Source organism: Borreliella japonica (genome assembly GCF_900099615.1).
Taxonomy (GTDB): Bacteria; Spirochaetota; Spirochaetia; order Borreliales; family Borreliaceae; genus Borreliella; species Borreliella japonica.
Map to the genome: position 1 here is coordinate 1 of NZ_FMTE01000002.1, position 19,279 is coordinate 19,279.

Sequence of the window (19,279 nt, forward strand, 5' to 3'; positions counted from 1 at the left end):
ACCTAAACCCTGGTTCAAAACTAGTAAAAATGATTTAGCTTATAAAAAATTAAAACAAAAAATTAGAAATATAGTAATAATGTCATAATTTCTAAAAAATTGTCCATCAATTTGCAATTATTTTTTTTGATTATTTACATTTTTTATTTTATTGAATACTATCTCATTTATTAATGTTCATAAAGTATATAGTATATAAATTTATACTTGGCACTCTTATTTTAATTACAAATTCAAATAAATGTTAGCTATAATAACTAATATGGAAATAAAAAATTCAATAATAAATAATGGTAAAACAAACTTAAACCAAGTACCATAACTCAATTTAGATATTCCTAATATAGCCATTACAACTCCACTTGTGGGTGTTATTAAATTAATAAGTCCAGACGAAGTTTGCATAGCAATAACAACCGAAGATCTCGGCATTGACAAAAAATCAGCAAGTGGAGCCATTATTGGCATAGTTAAACTAGCATGACCCGACGAAGATGGAACAACAAATCCTATAAATATTTGAATAATCTCATTCAAAATGATAAAAAAAGGTCTCGGAAGATTATATAAAAAATTAATGGCAGCATTTAATATCGTAGCTATAATCAAACCATCATCACATACTATCATAACACCTCTGGCAAGTCCGATAACAAGAGCTGCCGTTATCAGACTTTCAGAACCCTTCACAAACGCATCCCACATTTCAGATTCACCCAATCTACAAATAAAAGCTGATATAATAGCAACCCCAAGATATAACATTGTCATTTCTTGCATCCACCAACCAAGATGGACAATACTAAATATCAAAACCAATATCATAAACCCAAATAAAAGTAAAACTAATTTATGAGAAAAAGTAAATTCAACAACATTCTGAGCATTGCCTCTAGAAAGTTCATTTTTTTTAACAAAATATTGATAATGTTCATTTCTTTGAGAATATACAAGTGATTTTGAGGGATCTTTTTTAATTTTAGATGCATAAGCACAAACATAAATTATAGCAACTGATACTGATACTAGATAAAGAACAATTCTAAAATAAAATCCATCCCGTAAGTTAATAGAAGCTATTGCAGATGCAATTCCTGTAGAAAATGGATTTACAGTAGAAGCCATAGTGCCCACTCCGGCTCCCAAAGCAATAATAGCTGTTCCAACAAGAGCATCATAACCCAAAGCCATTATTAAAGGAATCATAACAAAATAAAAAGGAAGGGTCTCTTCGCTCATTCCAGTTACAGTTCCACCAATTGAAAAAATAAACATTAACAAAGGAATAAGTAATTTATCTTTATGCCCCAACTTCTTAACTAAACAATAAATTCCCGCATCTATTGCTCCTGTTTTCATAATAATCCCATAAGCACCCCCAACAATTAAAACAAAAATAATAATTTCAGCTGCATGTTCCATACCTTTTGACATTGCAGTTAAAATCGTCATAATAGGATGAAAAAATCCTCTGGGACCTCGATCTACAGATTGATAAGTTCCAGCAACGATTATCTCCCTTTTAGGTCCATCACCTATTTGTCTAAATTCTTTATCAAACTTGCCAGCAGGAATTACATATGTTAGGATAGTAACAAATACAATTAAAGAAAATATTATTGTAAAACTACTTGGCATTTTGATCATAATGCTCCTCCTAAATAATTTCATGTAGATAAGATATTGCTATCCCAAAGTCGCTACCATAACGGCTTTAATAGTATGCACTCTATTTTCGGCAACATCAAAAACAACTGAATTTTTACTTTCAAAAATTTCTTCTGTAACTTCAATTCCATTAAGCCCATATTTATCAAAAATATCCTTACCGACCACAGTGCTTAAGTCATGAAAAGCAGGCAGACAATGCATAAATATTGCATCAGATTTTGCCATACGCATTATCTCTTTATTGACTTGATAAAACTTTAAAAGATTTATTCTATCCTCCCAATTACTCTCGCCCATAGATACCCACACATCCGTATACACAACATCAGCACATTTTAAAGCTTCTTCTTTAGAATCTGTAATTGTAATTTCACCCCCACTCTTTAAGGCCAAAGCCCTTACCTTAAGCATCAAATCGGAATCTGGAAAAAGCTCTTTGGGAGCAAAAATTCTAAAATCAAGTCCCATAATCGCACAGCCTTTCAACAAAGAATTGGCAATATTCCCTCTACCATCGCCACAAAATACCATTTTAATCCCCTTTAAACTTCCTTTATGCTCTTCTATTGTCATTAAATCGGCTAGTATTTGAGTTGGATGAGAAATATCTGTCAATCCATTGTAAACAGGAATATTAGAATAATTTGCCAAACATTCAACGGTCTGTTGAGAAAACCCTCTAAATCCAATAGCATCATACATGCGTCCTAAAACTCTAGCAGTATCTATCATAGACTCTTTTACACCTATTTGATTACCTTTGGGTCCTAAATACGTAATATTTGCACCTTGATCATACGCTGCAATCTCAAAAGCACATCTCGTTCTTGTTGAATCTTTCTCAAAAATTATAACTATATTTTTACCTTTAAGTTTTTGCACTTCAATCCCTGCATATTTTGATCTTTTTAAATCAATAGATAAATCAAGTAAATATCGAATATCTTTGCTTGTAAAATCTAAAAGATTTAAAAAGCTCCTATTTCGTAAATTATACATAATAACCTCTGACCTTTACAATTGGTTTTAAAAACACATTTACTTAACTTGTTTTGAATCAAATACTAAATATCCTCTCTTATTAAAGGCATAGACATACATCTTGGACCACCACGACCTCTTGAAAGCTCACTAGAAGGAATTCTGTGAACCTTAATACCATTTTCTTCAAACAACTTATTAGTCACGTGATTTCTAGAATAAGCAATTATTTCTCCTGGAGCTATAGCTAAAATATTAACACCATCATTCCATTGTTCTCTTGCAGCATGTATTAAATCTCCACCTGCACATTTTATTATGTCAATCTTTCTACCGAGATAAAAACTCAAAACATCTTTAAGTCTGGCTTTTTCTTTTTTAATATGAATTTTACTAGAACTTGAATTATAAGTTAAAGCATAAATTGAGAAATACATATCATCACTCATAAAACTTATAAAAACACTATGATCAATTTGCGTAAAAACTGTATCCAAGTGCATATAAGCCCTATTTTTTGGAATTTTAAAAGCCAGAATTGTGCTAAATGAAGTTTTATTTTTAAAAAGACTAATAGCTAATTTTTCTACAGACTTCGCTTCTGTTCTTTCAGAAATTCCAATAACCAAAAGATTTTTACTTAAAACAAGCTCATCTCCACCTTCCAAAGAAGTCTCTTCCCATCTATTAAACCAAATTGAAACATTTTCTTTGTAAGTAGGGTGGTATTTAAAAATATACTCTGCAAATATCGTTTCTCTATGTCTAACCTTAGTAGACATTTTATTTATTGTAATTCCATTGCCAATACTAGCAAAAGGATCCCTGGTAAATAAAACGTTGGGCATAGGATCAATAATAAAAAGAATTGCACTATTAACCAAATCATCAAGGGATGTATAATTTTTAAGCTCCTCTCTTGCAACGCCCGAAATCATTTTAGAGACCATATTATCAATAGTCAAATTAGAAAAATAATCTTTTAAAATAGAAATTGAGTCATCTGTTTTTATTTCTGCCTCAAAAATAAATTGGGATATAAATTTATTTTTGAGCGCTACAGAAGAAGCAAGAACCTCGCTAACGAGATCTTCAACATATTCGACTTCAACTGAGTTATTTTTTAAAGTACTTACAAAAACTTCATGCTCTTGTCTTGCAACTTCAAGATAAGGAATATCATCAAATAAAAAATTTTTCATAATCAAAGGTGTCAGATTTTCTAATTCTTCTCCTGGCCTATGAAGCAAAACTTTTTTCAAACGCCCTATTTCTGAAAATATATTTATTGGATTTAAATATCCCTCCATCGATTTCCCCTTTATAAAAATTGCCATATATTGAAATATTATAGTTTAAATTTAAAAATATCAATTATTTATTAATATTTTTAAAAAAATATTATAGGTATAAAAAAATTACTAAAAACAAAAAAAGAAATTCTAAAACAAAACTTTAAATCAAAACATTAACAAGAATTATGCTAAAATACTATCATGAAGAAAATTAATAGATTAATAGTAATATTAATATTGACTATGCATATCTTATTATTCTCTTGCTCCTTAATTATGGATAACAAGTCAAAAAATCTAAGCAAATCAGAAATCATATTAACACAAAAAACACCACTAGAAAGCTCTTTGATCAGGAATCCTTCCGGCACAGAATATCGAATACCAATATCCAACATTCAAGAAATTTTAAACAATAACGATAATTCTTTCTTAATAAAACAAACAGCAGCAAAAATAAAAATAAGTCCACAGAAACTAGAAGAAATAAAAAACTATTTAAATGCTTATAAAAATTATTTAAATAATGAAACAGAATGGATAAAGTTTATAGATCAAAGCAGCGTAAATGGCAATCTAACAATCAAAATTGATACTGCTTTTGAAAAAAAAACAAATTTTGATCATACAAATTCAGATAATGAAAAATTGACAGCATTAATTGAATTACAAATGCACCTAGAAAAAGAAATTCTAAATTTAATTGAGCAAACATTCAATGATAAAAATTTAGGATACATACAATTAAGCCATATCAATTCATTCTTTCCCCAAGAAAATACAAACTCAATAACAAAAGAAATAATAGATGGGGAAGAATATGTTGCACCTCATATAATAGCAAATCAATTGTTAAAAATAAAAGATAAAAAATATTTTAAACAATTTATGTACTTTTTAAAAGTTGAAAACAACACAATAGAAACAATAATTGAAAAACAAAAAATTGCAGATCTTCACAATGAATTGTATTATTCGAAACAAACAACACCTCCTAGAAGGAAAAAAAGATCAACTGTTGATCCCGATAACAGTAATCAATATGATCTAATACCAAAAATAATAGATCCAAATACAGGCATTGAAATAACCCCTGAAAAATTAAGATCTCTTTTATCAAATGGTGACATAATACTAATAAAACCAAAAATAGATTGGACAGAGTTTTTTTATTTTTGGCAACATGTAGGAATATTTGATGAAGAAAAATATGAAGCTACTAAAAAAAATGCATTCAATGGAAACGATAGTTTCGATATAAAATCAATAATTACAAGCAATCAAATCAAATTCGATACAGCATCTACTCAAGGCTCAGGATATGAGAAACTTTCAACATATGTACAATCAAGAATATTAAAAATATTCTCACCAATAACAGACACAAGAACAATCCAAAAAGCTATTAATTTTGGAAGAAGCAGATATATTGACAATAACTTTGGATACATGATTCCATTAATATCCTCTAATTTATGGACAGATTCATTTAATCTTGAAGAAATTCATAACAAAACCTATTGCTCTTTAGTAGTTGATAGAATATATAAAATAGCGGGGCTTAATATATCAAGAAATTATGAAATTTCAGGAATAATTACTCCTGGAGAAATAAATGCAGCAGCTTATAATTTTTACATGTCTTATACGATTACAGGAATACTCCCAAGCGTGCTCCCAAAAAGGCTCATTAAACCTAGCTTAAAAGAAAAATTCATTGGTTACAACAAAGAAATAATAGATACAATGGAAATAAAAAAATCGCAAGAAAAAATTTTTGGAAGAGCTTGCAATATAACAAACCTTTGGTGTTCAGGAAGTTAATACTACCATATGGACAAATATTATGCATGCATTTTAATCAATAGCAATGAAAAAATCATTTTCAAATCCTGGGAAGAATGCAAAACTGCTATTAAAGGAAAAAATAATAAAATAAAAAGTTTTAAAACAATAGAACAAGCTCAAAATTGGCTATTGGACAATGGGGATAAAAAAAATTATCATCATCCGATTGGAATATATTTTGATTCTGGAACAGGAAGAGGAAAAGGTGTGGAAATTAGAGTTGTAAACGAAAAAAGGATTTCGGTATTGAATAAAATTCTAGATAAATCCTTGATTAATGAATATGGAAATCATTATGTCAAAAATTTTCAAGGGATTAGCAATAATTTCGGAGAATTACTTGCCCTATATACAGCACTCAAAATAGCATTAAAAGAAAATATAAAAAACATATTTGGCGACAGTAAATTAATAATTGACTATTGGTCAAAAGGAATTTATAATAGCGAAAAACTAAAAGAAATTACTATTAACTTAATCAAAAAGACGGTTGAACTAAGGAAAAAATTTGAAGAACAAGGTGGAAAAATTTCTTTTATTCCAGGAAATGAAAATATTGCAGATCTTGGTTTTCACAAAACTAGATAAAAATATTGCCAAAAAATACATAAAAACAATATTTTTGATCTCAATGGTTTATTTTTATTGCTGTACAACAATAAAAATAAACCATGATTATAAAACTAATTTTAAAGTTTTAGAATCTCACTCTAAATACATTGACATAGATGTCATTAAAGCGACAAATGAATATATTTATATTCAAATTACAAACAATAGTTTAGACATAGTAAAAATAAATTGGCAAAACACTAGTCTTAACAACGATAAGATTGTCTTTAAAAAAGAAGATCTTACAATAAACAATGAAGCAAAGTATAAAAGTAAATATAGAGAGTTTTTTATTGGTCCTAAAACTTCATTTAAATTTAAAGCATATCCACTGAAAATTTATCCTAAAAACAAAAATAGCAATGCCTTAAGCTTGACTATTAAATATCCGTCCATTTTTAAACTCAACATAACAAAAGCAGAAATCGAGACAAAAAAAACAATAAATATTTTAATAACAAGAACTATTAAAATCAATGCTACTAATACATGAAAACCATTATTATTTTTTTGTTTTTCTATTAATGATAAGCTCATAATTTGTATCTTTGTTGTTTTCAAATGACGCTTTTACGGGAGCAAAAAAATTCCAAGAGATATAAATTGTAAAGTTATTTCTCCAAATGGGAGAATAAATCCCGTCAGATCCTCTTATCAAATCGGGCTCTAAATTATATTCGCCAACAAATTTCCAATCATAAAAATTGAATTTAAAGCCAGATGAAAATTTTTTAATTTTAAAAAGTGAATTTTTTCTATCTTGAAGATTAAAGAAATTGAAAGATTTCAAAAAATCAGTGAAAATATTGACGGTCTCAAGGCCAATTTGATCCATATATCCTTTGAAGTATCTAAAAGTCTTAGTATTGACAGAAAAAGTAGAAAAGTAAATTTCTAAAAATTCTGTATATTTAAATTTAAAAGTCAATGCAGAACGAAGTTCATTATCTGTAAATTTCTGCAAATTTATTTTCCAGCCGGCATCTATCCCTAAAGTAAAAGAAAGTTTATTATCAAACAAATTTAAAACATTCAATTCCTTTTTATAACTAGAATCTAAAGAATATGGAACAAGTTCAGTTGTAATGCCAACCTTGGAAAAATCTCCTTTTAAAGGATCATAATTATATTTAAAGTCATCTTTCATTGCAAACAAAACCTGAAAATCAAAAACATTAAGCTTAAACGAAAGTTCAGAAACTCTATTTATCAAAGGATCATAAGCGGCTAAAAAACTAAATTTAAAATAATTCAAATATCTTGGCTCAATTTTATAATACAAAGCAGGAGACATTTCTAAATTTTTATAAGGTGATGTTGGCTTTTGAGGCTCCAAAGGGTTCAATACGGGCTGAACAACAGAAATTCCAGGATTTTTTATAGTATCTTCTTTAAACTTTTTATAATATTTAATTCCAATCCCAGCCTCTTGCAACAAATAAGGGAAATCTAAAGAAAGTTTAAACTCAGAAGAAGCATTAATATCTTCAAAACTATTTTTTAATTCGCCTGAAAGCTCAGCACTAAAATAATTATAATCATAAATTAAAGAAGCTGTTAATAATTGATAAAAAGTTTCAGGATCAGATAAAAAAATACTACTATTCTTATTAACTAAAGATTTTGCATCAGTATCATATTTTCTATTAAATGAATACAAAGTAGACTTATTCTCAAACTTTAAAATACTTCTGGAAAATAAGGGATACCTAATAAAAGGAAGCATGTTTATATTTATTTGATTAATAACAGAATGCTCACTTTTTTTATCTTTATCTTCAATCTTAAAATCTTTATTTAAAGGATTATACTCAATAGTATTAAGATATAATAAATTCTCCAAAGTAATTAAACGATTATAAAAATCAGCATGAATTTTTATATCCGTTTTATTTTTTATATCGAATAAATAATTTTTTATTTCATAATTAAAGTCCTTTGGACTTGTAATACCATAATTATTGAAAAAAACATTATTTCTTAAATAAGGATTAATGCCAAACCTAACAAAAAAAGAATCAAATTGATCAACATTTTTTAAAGTAATTGGTTCTGAAGATATATATAAATTTTCATTTAAATCTTTTATTTTTTTTGTCTTTTCTCCCTTCACACTCTTTTTATCATTATCTTTATCTTCTAAATTTTTAATTTCTGGGCGCATTATCATTTCTTTAGTGTTAGTATCAGCTGAAAATGTCCACTGATTATTGTAAAGGTCTTTTTGAAAATTTAAATCAATATATGGAACATAAATTCTCTCCAAATAAAACCATTTTCTTGTAGGATCATTAATCTCTTTTGGCTTTTCTAAAGGAGATTTAACATAAAGATTCTCATAACCAGACAATTTAAAACTTAAGCCCAAATTATTTAATTTGTAATCTAAAATTGAATTATCACCAAATGTTCGGTTATAAAAAGAAGACAAATTCCAATCAAAACTATTAATACTAGTTTGCTCTTTAACCGAATCTCGATCTAAATTTAAAAGAGAAAAAAATGTAGCACTCTCTATTCTATCTCTAAAATCAATATTAACATATGGATCAGAATAGTGCTCTAAGATAACCGAAAAAAGTGCATCGCTTAAAAGAAATTCTGTTTTAAATTTAAGTAAATATCTAAAAGGAACTTCAAGCCCAAATATATCTCCTTTGTTAAGATTAGAAAAACTAAAAAGAGATTGTTTTAAAGTTCTATTATTAAAAGGATAATATCCTCCATCGTAATTATAAACATTTCTAGTAAAACCTAATCCAAAATTTCCTTCCAAAGTTTTAAAATGCCCCAAAGTATTGCTCAAATCAAAATCTATTCCAGAATAAAATCCTAAATTAGCATAAATATCAAAAATTAACTTAACATAATCTTTATTCTGACTAGATGCTGAATTTTCTGCGAAAAAATAAGTTAAATATCCATTTCTTATGTAAGGTTTTTTATCTGAATTATAAACAGAATTAAAATCAAAATCCAAAAAGGAAGAATCTTCGCTTGAGGATTTATTACCAAAAAGATAAATAGTATTAAAAACAGAAAAACCTTTTCGTGGATCCAAACCTAAAGATGGATTAAAAAATAAACTATCTCCCGGTCTGAAAAAAAAAGGAATATAGAATATTGGAACTCTTCCCATGTAAAATACAGCATTTAAAAACCCAAAATCTCCTGAAGGCAATACCCATATTTTAGAAGCCCTTATAGAATAGTAAGGCTCTGGAATTTTACTAGTTGTTACAAAAGCTTGTTCAAAAATAGTAACATCATTATCTATCTTTTTTAAAACCTTGCCTCCAAACGAAAGAATATGATCTATTTGATTTTTTTGCATTTTTTTCTGAAGAATACCATCTTTTAATAGAAAATTTTGAGAATCAAAATCAACAAGAAATTCATTACCATAAAAATAAAGCTTTTCATTGGTATCCATATCAAGAACATATTCGACATTTCCAATAGCATAAAGTTTTTTAGAATTCCTATTAAGGACTATTCTGTCACCTTTAATATTATGTTTCTTATTCTCCTTGATATCTTCAACCAAGATATCAACTCTTCCTTCAAAAACAATGCTCTCATCCTTAGTAAGTCCATAAGTAAAATTTTCAAGATTGTCTGTAGTTTCAATTATTATTTTATATCTATCAGATCCAGCAAGTCCTTTTCCTTTCACAAAAAGTTCTGGATCTATTCCAAACTTTTTTAAAAGCAATTCTCGTATTTTCAAAACATCTGTTTCTTTTAGGCCTTCTTGTAAGGCCCATTTTTTCAAATCTTCATCGGTTGAAAGCTCAAGTTCTCTTAAATAAGATTTTTGACTTAAAGTTAAGTCATCTCTTTTTTTAGAATTTTCATCATTATTTGTAGTCTGAGCAAAAATTACATTAGAAAATGTTAAAAAAATTAAAAATCTTACAAAAGATTTTTTAAAAACATTCCTGTATAGGAATTCTCGCATTTTGCAACCTCTTCGGGAATACCAGAAACAACGATATTCCCCCCTGCCGATCCGCCATCGGGCCCCAAATCTATTATATAATCTGCTTGTTTGATTACATCCAAATTATGCTCTATGAGCACAACTGTATTGCCATTAGAAACTAACCGCTGCAAAACCTCTAACAATTTCTTTATATCATCAAAATGCAATCCGGTTGTTGGTTCATCAATAATATAAAAGGTTTTACCTGTGCTCTTTTTACTTAACTCAAAAGCTAACTTAATGCGTTGAGCTTCGCCCCCTGAGAAAGTTGTCGCAGATTGTCCTAATTTAATATATTCAAGCCCAACTTCAATTAAAAATTTTAAATAATGATTAATTTTTGGGATATTCTCAAAAAATTTTCTAGCTTCAAATACACTCATCTCTAAAACATCGTGTATATTTTTCCCCTTATACCTAATTTCTAAGGTTTCTTCATTAAATTTCTTACCCTTGCATAAATCACAAGGGACAAAAACATCTGGTAAAAAATGCATCTGAATACTAAGATATCCATCTCCTTGGCATTTCTCACACCGTCCACCTTTAACGTTAAAAGAAAATCTACCAGCTTTAAACCCCCTTGATTTTGCATCTGGAAGCTTAGCAAAAAGCTCTCTGATTTCTGTAAAGAATCCAACATAAGTTGCTGGGTTTGACCTTGAAGTCCTACCTATTGGTTTTTGATTTATCTGAATAATTTTATCGATTCTTTCATGCCCAACAATGTCTTTAAAACCATCGCAATACTTTTCATTAAACTTTAATCTGCTATCAAGAGCCGGATACAACACTTCGTTAAGTAAAGTGCTTTTTCCACTACCAGAAACACCTGTTATTACAGTAAAAACTCCTAAAGGAATGCTTACGTCTATATTTTTAAGATTGTTTTTATTAGAACCTAAAAGCAAAATTTCTCCCTTATCTGTCTTTCTTCTAGAACTTGGAACATCTATTTTAAACTTGCCACTCAAATATTGACCAGTTAAGCTATTTTTATTATTTAAAATATCAATTAAGGCCCCCTTTGCAACTATTTCCCCTCCAAGAATTCCAGCACCAGGGCCCATATCAATAATATAGTCTGCAGTACGCAAAGTTTGCTCATCATGCTCAACAACAATTACCGTATTGCCAAGATTTTTAAGATTAACAAGAGTGGAAATTAATTTTTCGTTATCTCTTTGATGAAGGCCAATACTTGGCTCATCAAGAACATAAATAACGCCCGAAAGTGCTGACCCTATTTGAGTAGCAAGCCTAATGCGCTGAGCCTCGCCACCAGATAAACTGCCCGATATTCTATTTAAATACAAATAAGAAAGACCAACATCAATTAAAAATTTAAGCCTATTTTTAATTTCTTTTAAAATTTCTTTAGATATTTTTTCATCCACAACATCAAGCTGCAAGTTTTCAAAAAACACATAAGAATCAAATACAGACAAATTACTAAGATCTTGAATGTCTCTCCCATTGATTTTCACAGCTAAAGCTCCAACACTTAACCGCTTTCCCTTGCATGAATTACAGACTTTTTTAGACATCAAATTTTCATAAAAAATTTTAGTACTCTCTGATTCTGTTGTAAGATATCGTCTTTTTAAAAGAGGCAAAAGTCCTTCAAACTTTTTAGAATAATGAAATCCTCCATCTACTTCCTTTGCTTCCATTTCTTTGGACTGGTAAATAAAATCTATTTTTTCATTTGAACCGTATAAAATCTGTTTAAGAACTTTATCTGGAATGTCTTTTACGGGGGTATTTAATTTAAAACTATAATGCTTGGCAAGTCCTTTAAAAATAGCCACAGACCAAGATGAACTTGTCTTAAACGTAATAAAAGCATCATCATTAAAAGAAAGACTGGTATCAGGACAAATGCTCTCAAAATCAAACTCAAGTGTAACACCAAGACCAGAACACTCACTGCAGGCACCAAATGGACTATTAAAAGAAAAAAGTCTGGGCTCTATTAAAGGAAGAGAAAATCCACACAAAGGACAACTATTATGCTCTGTAAAAAGCTTATCTATTTTTTCAAAATCATTTTCAATCTCCGCTCGTAAATATCCATTAGAAACAGCAAGGGAAGTCTCAATAGATTCTGAAAGCCTAACTCGAACATTATTGCCAAGCTTAATCCTATCAACTATAATTTCAATGGTATGTTTTTTATTTTTATGTAGATTTAAATTAAGTGCATCTTCTATTAAATAATCTTTAGAATTTATTCTAACTTTATTGAAACCTTGATTTAATATTTTTTCTAAAACTTTTTTATGAGAACCTTTAGAGCCCCTTACAATTGGTGCAAAAAGTACAACTTTAGATCCCTCAGAATAACTTAAAATAGTATTAACTATCTTATCTAAAGATTGCTCTTCTATTAATCTGCCATCATTTGGACAGTATGCTTTACCTATTTTTGCAAATATTAGTCTATAATAATCATAAATCTCAGTAATTGTTCCAACAGTAGAACGGGGATTATTGCTTATTGTTCTCTGCTCAATAGCTATAGAAGGAGAAAGTCCATCTATGTAATCAACATTGGGCTTTTTCATTACACCTAAAAACTGCCTTGCATAAGCTGAAACGGATTCCATATACCTTCTTTGACCTTCTGAAAAAATGGTATCAAAAGCTAGAGAAGATTTGCCAGAGCCGCTCTTTCCAGATATTACAACTAAACCATCTTTTGGAATATTCACATCAATATTTTTCAAATTATGTTCTTTTGCTCCCCTGACGATAATTTCTTTTTTCAAATTTTTTACCAAAGATTACACCTCTCTTTTATTTGTTACGAACCACGCTATTTTTGCTACCGAGCTCTTTTATTTTATCTCTTAAAACAATTGCATCTTCAAACCTTTCATCACTAACAGCTTCTTCTAGTTTAAATTTAAGCTTATCAATAAGCTTTTTTTTAGACAATCTCTCACTTGAAATAATTTTTTCAAGGTCATAGGTAATATTTTTATTTTTATTATTAAGTTCTTTTTCTAAAATATTTTGAATCTTCTTAACAATTGTCTTGGGAGTAATATTATTTTTCTTATTATAGTTAATTTGAATTTGACGTCTTCTATTGGTCTCCTCAATTGCTTCCCGCATAGCTATACTTATTTTGTCGTAATACATTATTACAAGTCCATTAGAATTTCTAGCAGCCCTACCAATTGTTTGTATTAATGAAGTAGTGGATCTTAAAAACCCAACTTTATCAGCATCTAATATTACAACAAGAGATACTTCTGGGATATCCAAACCCTCTCTAAGTAAGTTAATACCAACAATAACATCAATTTCAGATTTTCTAAGCAATGTAATAACTTCCACTCTTTCAAGAGCGTCAAGTTCTGAATGTAAATATTTTGCCCTTACACCAAGACTTACTAAATATTCGGTCAAATCCTCAGACATTTTTTTTGTCAAAGTAGTAATTAAAACTCGCTCTTTAAGAGCTATTCTTTTTTGAATCTCGCTATAAAGATCTTCCATTTGACCATCAGAATGCCTGGTAATAATTTCAGGATCAACAAGGCCTGTAGGACGAATTATTTGATCAACAATTACACTACTCTTTTCATTCTCTTCAAAACCTGGAGTTGCGGATACAAAAACAACTTGATTAATTAATGCATCAAATTCATTATATTTAAGGGGTCTGTTTTCAAGCGCTGCAGGAAGTCTAAATCCAAAGTTAACAAGATTTAATTTTCTAGAATAATCTCCATTATACATTCCCCTAAATTGCGGCAATGTAACATGAGATTCATCTACAAACAATAAGTAATCTTTTGGAAAAAAATCAAAAAGACAATAAGGTCTTCCCATTGTACTTCCACTCAAATATTTAGAATAATTTTCAATGCCCGAACAAAATCCTGTTTCTCTAAGCATTTCTAAATCATATTCTACTCTTTGCTTAAGTCTCTCGGCTTCTACAAGCTTGCCATTATTTTTAAAATACTGACATTGAAGATTCAAATCATAAGATATCTTAGGTATCGCTTCTAATACGTTTTTATAAGGAATTACAAAATAAGATTTAGCAAAAAGAGTAAAACTATTTGTGGTTCCTAAATTTTTTTTAGAAAATGAACTAATCCTATATATTTCAACAATTTCATCAAAATCTAAACAAATTCGATAAGCAAACTCTCCATGCTCACTGCTAGGCCAAATTTCAACAATATCTCCTTTAATTGAAAATTTGTCTCTCTCAAGATTCATCAAAGTTCTCTCATAATAAAGTTCTACAAAAATATCTGATATTTCTTTAATAGAAATTTTTTGGCCTACAAAAAACTCTCGTGCTGATTTTTTGAAAAAATCTGGAGATCCAAGAGCATAAATTGAAGACACAGTCGCAACAACAACGACATCTCGTCTTTTAGCAAGAGACGTTACCGTCCTTATTCGCTTAATTTCTATCTCAGTATTAATAGTAGCTTCTTTTTCAATAAACAAATCTTTTGAGGGTACATAGGATTCTGGCTGATAATAATCATAATAAGAAACAAAATATTCAACAGCATTATTTGGAAAAAAATCTTTAAACTCTCTGTAAAGTTGTGCCGCTAATGTTTTGTTATGGCTGACAACTAAAGCAGGCCTGTTAAGATCTTTAATTATATTTGCAATTGTGAAAGTCTTTCCACTCCCTGTAACACCTTTTAATGTTTGATATTTATTCCTCAGCAAAATAGAATTTTTAATTTCTTTTATTGCTTTAGGCTGATCACCAGCAGGAAGATATTCTGACTTTAAAAAAAAATCTATCATTAATTTAACGACCAAAATCTAATACACATTATTATAAATTATCTAATAATAAATTCTATATCAAGTATATAATTCATTATAAATCAATATAATTTAATTAATCTTTGTTTAAAAAAATAAAATAAAAAGGACAATTGATGCAAAAAATCGAAGCCAAAAGAAAATTGAAAAACTACATTCTTCTTGAAAAAGATATATTCTTTAAAGAAGAAGCAATAAAAATTCAAAAAACAAATAATGAGACAGAAATTCTAAATAGATTTTACAAAGATCTGGAATTTGGAACTGCTGGAATGAGGGGAATCATTGGAGCTGGAACATGCTACATAAACACTTATAATGTAAAAAAAATAAGCCAAGGAATATGCAACTATGTACTTAAAATAAATAAAAACCCTAAAGTTGCAATAAGTTATGATTCAAGATATTTTTCAAAAGAATTTGCTTACAATGCTGCTCAAATTTTTGCCTCAAATAATTTTGAAACATACATATACAAAAACTTAAGATCTACCCCCCAACTATCTTATACAATAAGAAAATTTGATTGTGACGTTGGAGTTATGATAACAGCAAGTCATAATTCAAAAGAATATAATGGATATAAAGCATACTGGAAAGGCGGAATCCAAATGATGCCACCTCATGACACACTAATAACTAATGAAATCAAAAAAATAAAAAACATAATAAATACAATTACCATAAAAGAGGGTATTAATAAAAAGATTATCAAAGAACTAGGCGATGAGATAGACGAAGAATATTTGAAAACAATAAACGAAGAATTTCCTGATTTTGAAAAGAATAGTAAAAAAACAAACTTAAAAATAGCATACACGGCCCTACATGGAACCGGTGGAACCATAATAAAAAAACTTTTTACAAACAGTAAAATACAGCTTTTTTTGGAAAAAAGTCAAATACTGCCAAACCCTGAATTTCCAACAATAAACTATCCCAATCCAGAAAAAAAAACATCAATGCTTAAAGTAATAGAGCTTGCAAAAAAAGAAAATTGTGACATTGCCCTTGCAACAGATCCAGATGCCGACAGAATAGGAGTTGCATTCAAAGATCAAAACGAATGGACATTCTTAAACGGAAATCAAATATCATGCATTTTAATGAACTATATACTTTCAAAAGAAATAAATCCTAAAAATACATTTGTAATATCATCGTTTGTAACAACACAAATGTTAGAAAAAATTGCAAAAAAATATGGTTCTCAAATTTTTAGAACTTACACAGGATTTAAATGGATAGGAAGCTTAATCGATGAAATGGAAAAAAATGAACCAAATAAAAAATTTGCTTTTGCATGCGAAGAAAGTCATGGATATTTAATAGGAAGAAAAGTTAGAGACAAGGATGCATTTTCAGCCATAAAAGGAATTTGCTCTTTAGTGCTTGATTTAAAAGCTAAAAAACAAACTATTAAGAATTATCTTGAAAAGATGTACGAAGAATTTGGTTATTATGAAGAATTTAATATAGAAAAAACCTTTGAAGGGGCTAACGGAGAAATTCAAAGAGAAGCACTAATGTCAAAACTAAGAAAAGAGAAAAAAATGCAATTCGCAGGAATTAAAATAATTGAAAAATTAGACTACAACACTCTTGAAAAAATTAACTTCAAAAAAGAAATTTCGAAAATCAAAGAATATAAATACCCTGTAAACGCAATAAGATTTATACTTGAAAACGAAATTGTAATAACTGCAAGACCCTCTGGAACAGAACCAAAAATCAAATTTTATATATCTGTAAAACTCGAAAATAAGGAAAAACATAAAATATTTGATATAATGAATGTAATAAAGATGGAGATAAAAAAATATTAACATAACAGAAAATTTAATAAATTTAGTAGAAATAGATTCAAAAGAAATTGCAAGAAAAAATAAAAATAAAGAAGTTTCAATTTGGCACCTATTAATGTCTATAATCACTACTCCTAAAAAATCTGAAATAAAATTTATAGATACCAAAACTCTAAAAAACATTAAACAAGAAGTTATATGCGAAATAGATAAATTAGAGAAAATTTTAATAGAAAAAAATGAGATAATTATTCCAAAAATAAATAAAGAAATCTTTACTCTCATAAAAGAAGCTAAAAAAGAGTTCAAATCTAAAGCCTTAATAGGAGCAAAAGAAATTTTTTATCAAATATTAAAAAATAAAAAACTTCTAAAAAAGTACAAACTAAGTAAATCTAGCTTCGACTTTAAAGATCAAAATATATTAGAATACATGGAAAAAAATAAAGTAAGATTAATTGAAACCTACAAAGAATTTGATGAAGAAATAAGACTTGAAAATGAACACTTTGACATTGGAAAGTACGTCAAAAATTTAACAGCACTTGCAAAAGATAAAAAATTAGATCCCTTGATTGGAAGAGAAGAAGAGATTAAAACTCTTACAAACATACTCTTGAGAAGAAATAAAAATAGCGCAATGCTAATAGGTGAGCCTGGAGTAGGAAAAACAGCAATAGTTGAAGGGCTTGCAACAAGTATAGTACAAAAAAAAATAAGTAACAAACTACAAGACAAAACAATTTTAATGCTTAAAGTTTCAAACTTGGTATCAGGAACAAAGTATAGAGGTGAGTTTGAAGACCGTTTAAATAACATAATTAAGTATGTTGAAAAAAATAAAAACACAATAATATTTATTGATGAAATACACACTTTAATAGGAGCTGGGAACTCCGAAGGTGCTCTTGATGCATCAAATATATTAAAACCATCACTTTCTAGAGCTGAAATACAAATTATTGGAGCAACTACTTACAATGAGTACCGAAAATATATTTCAAAAGACAAAGCATTCGCCAGAAGATTCCAAACAATTACCGTAAGAGAGCCCAATGAAACAGATACACTAAAAATAATCAAAAATATTGCAAAAAATTTTGAAGACTATCATGGAGTAATCTATGAAAAAAATGCACTTATAAATATAGTAAAACTCTCATCCAAATATCTAATAAATAAAAGATTCCCAGATAAAGCAATAGATATAATAGATATTGCCGGTGCAATTAAAAAGGAAAAGTCTACAAAAGACAATATCATAACATCGGATGACATACAAGAAGCAATAAATGAAATACTATCTATTAAAGCAACAAATAACATAAAAGAAGAAATTTCAGAATTAAAAGAAATAGAAAATAAAATCAATCAAAAAGTGATCGGACAAAAATATGCAGTAAGTGAACTTATTAAAGAAATTATTAAAGTCAGGCTTGGACTCAATGACGATTCTAAACCTTTAACTTCAATATTATTAATAGGCTCAAACGGATGTGGAAAAACCACTTTAATTGATGAACTATCTAAAAAAATTATCAAGGATAAAAATTCAGTATTAAAACTAGATATGTCAGATTACAAAGAAGAAAACTCTATTTCAAAATTAATTGGCACAAATCCCGGATACGTAGGCTATTCTGATGGGGGCATTCTGACAAACAAATTAAAACATTCATTTGAAACTTTAATATTGTTTGAAAACATTGAAAATGCCCACAATTCTATATTAAACCTAATAAGTCGAATGCTCGAAAATGGAGAACTTATCGATAGCAAAGAAGATAAAATAATATTTAAAAATACAATTATAATAATGACTACAAACATTGGATCTAAAATGCTTCTTGGAGAAAAGAATATTGGATTCAATAAAAATCAACAAAAAAGCTCAGAAACAAAACACTTTGAAGAAGAAATAAAGCAAGATCTTGAAAAAAGATTTAAGTTGTCCCTTTTAGACAGAATTCAAAAAAAAATTATCCTAAATATCCTTACAAAGGACAATATAGAAGAAATTTGCAAAAACTACTTAAACGCCCTTAAAACAAAATTTAACTTTAAAGGAATTGAAATAGAAATAAAAAAAGATGTTAACAAATTTATAACTACAAAATACTATAAAAAAAATTCAGGAGCAAGAAGCGTAATTGCTGCAATAAAAGAAAAAATAGAAGAAAATGCTATCACCAAAATAGCTGAAAATCAAGACATACGCAAAATAACGGTTTATTTAGAAAAAGAAAAAATAATAATAGAATAAAGGA

General features: G+C 28.4%; 11 protein-coding genes. 5 read left to right on the forward strand and 6 right to left on the reverse strand.

The features are described from left to right. Positions 1-225: 225 nt before the first annotated feature. From BLO14_RS00010 to arcA, 3 genes are all read right to left on the reverse strand, one after another. Positions 226-1,647, reverse strand: a complete 1,422-nt coding sequence (locus BLO14_RS00010) for a YfcC family protein (RefSeq protein ID WP_091971456.1) — start codon at positions 1,645-1,647, stop codon at positions 226-228. A gap of 39 nt (positions 1,648-1,686) precedes the next feature. Next, complete coding sequence (argF, locus tag BLO14_RS00015) at positions 1,687-2,670, reverse strand: ornithine carbamoyltransferase (protein ID WP_091971459.1); 984 nt, start codon at positions 2,668-2,670, stop codon at positions 1,687-1,689. A gap of 65 nt (positions 2,671-2,735) precedes the next feature. Next, positions 2,736-3,962, reverse strand: coding sequence for an arginine deiminase (arcA, locus tag BLO14_RS00020; RefSeq protein WP_091971462.1), 1,227 nt, complete (start codon positions 3,960-3,962; stop codon positions 2,736-2,738). A 186-nt stretch (positions 3,963-4,148) separates the two neighbouring features. Between arcA and BLO14_RS00025 the strand changes: the two genes are divergently transcribed. The 3 genes from BLO14_RS00025 to BLO14_RS00035 are packed head-to-tail and all read left to right on the forward strand — an operon-like array spanning position 4,149 to position 6,900. Beyond that, the gene (locus BLO14_RS00025) at positions 4,149-5,771 is read left to right on the forward strand and encodes a hypothetical protein (RefSeq protein ID WP_091971465.1); all 1,623 of its coding nucleotides are present in this window, start codon (positions 4,149-4,151) and stop codon (positions 5,769-5,771) included. Positions 5,772-5,780: 9 nt separating this feature from the next. Further along, a complete protein-coding gene (locus BLO14_RS00030; protein WP_091971468.1) occupies positions 5,781-6,383 on the forward strand; it encodes a ribonuclease H family protein in 603 nt (200 codons plus the stop codon). After that, complete coding sequence (locus BLO14_RS00035; RefSeq protein WP_091972257.1) at positions 6,352-6,900, forward strand: hypothetical protein; 549 nt, start codon at positions 6,352-6,354, stop codon at positions 6,898-6,900. The genes BLO14_RS00030 and BLO14_RS00035 overlap by 32 nt, the downstream gene beginning before the upstream one ends. A 9-nt stretch (positions 6,901-6,909) precedes the next feature. Here the strand turns inward: BLO14_RS00035 and BLO14_RS00040 are convergent, their stop codons facing one another. The 3 genes from BLO14_RS00040 to uvrB are packed head-to-tail and all read right to left on the reverse strand — an operon-like array spanning position 6,910 to position 15,186. After that, the gene (locus BLO14_RS00040) at positions 6,910-10,368 is read right to left on the reverse strand and encodes an LPS-assembly protein LptD (protein WP_091971470.1); all 3,459 of its coding nucleotides are present in this window, start codon (positions 10,366-10,368) and stop codon (positions 6,910-6,912) included. Then, on the reverse strand, positions 10,323-13,175 hold the full coding sequence (gene uvrA, locus BLO14_RS00045) for an excinuclease ABC subunit UvrA (RefSeq protein WP_091971473.1): 2,853 nt from the start codon (positions 13,173-13,175) through the stop codon (positions 10,323-10,325). The genes BLO14_RS00040 and uvrA overlap by 46 nt, the downstream gene beginning before the upstream one ends. A 16-nt stretch (positions 13,176-13,191) precedes the next feature. Next, entirely contained in the window at positions 13,192-15,186 is a 1,995-nt protein-coding gene (gene uvrB, locus BLO14_RS00050; RefSeq protein WP_091971475.1) for an excinuclease ABC subunit UvrB, read from the reverse strand. Between the two features lie 137 nt (positions 15,187-15,323). On the opposite strand from uvrB, the gene BLO14_RS00055 reads away from it, so the two are divergent. Together BLO14_RS00055 and BLO14_RS00060 are read left to right on the forward strand one after the other, a co-directional pair. Next, the gene (locus tag BLO14_RS00055; RefSeq protein ID WP_091971477.1) at positions 15,324-17,033 is read left to right on the forward strand and encodes a phospho-sugar mutase; all 1,710 of its coding nucleotides are present in this window, start codon (positions 15,324-15,326) and stop codon (positions 17,031-17,033) included. Between the two features lie 94 nt (positions 17,034-17,127). Continuing rightward, entirely contained in the window at positions 17,128-19,275 is a 2,148-nt protein-coding gene (locus tag BLO14_RS00060; RefSeq protein ID WP_236736381.1) for an AAA family ATPase, read from the forward strand. The last annotated feature ends 4 nt before the right edge of the window (positions 19,276-19,279 follow it).

What these genes read in the sequence shown, in the direction of transcription:
- BLO14_RS00060 (WP_236736381.1), top strand. Translation starts at nt 17,128, where the DNA reads ATGTCTATAATCACTACTCCTAAAAAATCTGAAATAAAATTTATAGAT.
- argF (WP_091971459.1), bottom strand. Translation starts at nt 2,670, where the DNA reads ATGTATAATTTACGAAATAGGAGCTTTTTAAATCTTTTAGATTTTACA.
- uvrB (WP_091971475.1), bottom strand. Translation starts at nt 15,186, where the DNA reads ATGATAGATTTTTTTTTAAAGTCAGAATATCTTCCTGCTGGTGATCAG.
- BLO14_RS00025 (WP_091971465.1), top strand. Translation starts at nt 4,149, where the DNA reads ATGAAGAAAATTAATAGATTAATAGTAATATTAATATTGACTATGCAT.
- BLO14_RS00040 (WP_091971470.1), bottom strand. Translation starts at nt 10,368, where the DNA reads ATGCGAGAATTCCTATACAGGAATGTTTTTAAAAAATCTTTTGTAAGA.
- arcA (WP_091971462.1), bottom strand. Translation starts at nt 3,962, where the DNA reads ATGGAGGGATATTTAAATCCAATAAATATATTTTCAGAAATAGGGCGT.
- BLO14_RS00055 (WP_091971477.1), top strand. Translation starts at nt 15,324, where the DNA reads ATGCAAAAAATCGAAGCCAAAAGAAAATTGAAAAACTACATTCTTCTT.
- BLO14_RS00010 (WP_091971456.1), bottom strand. Translation starts at nt 1,647, where the DNA reads ATGATCAAAATGCCAAGTAGTTTTACAATAATATTTTCTTTAATTGTA.
- BLO14_RS00030 (WP_091971468.1), top strand. Translation starts at nt 5,781, where the DNA reads ATGGACAAATATTATGCATGCATTTTAATCAATAGCAATGAAAAAATC.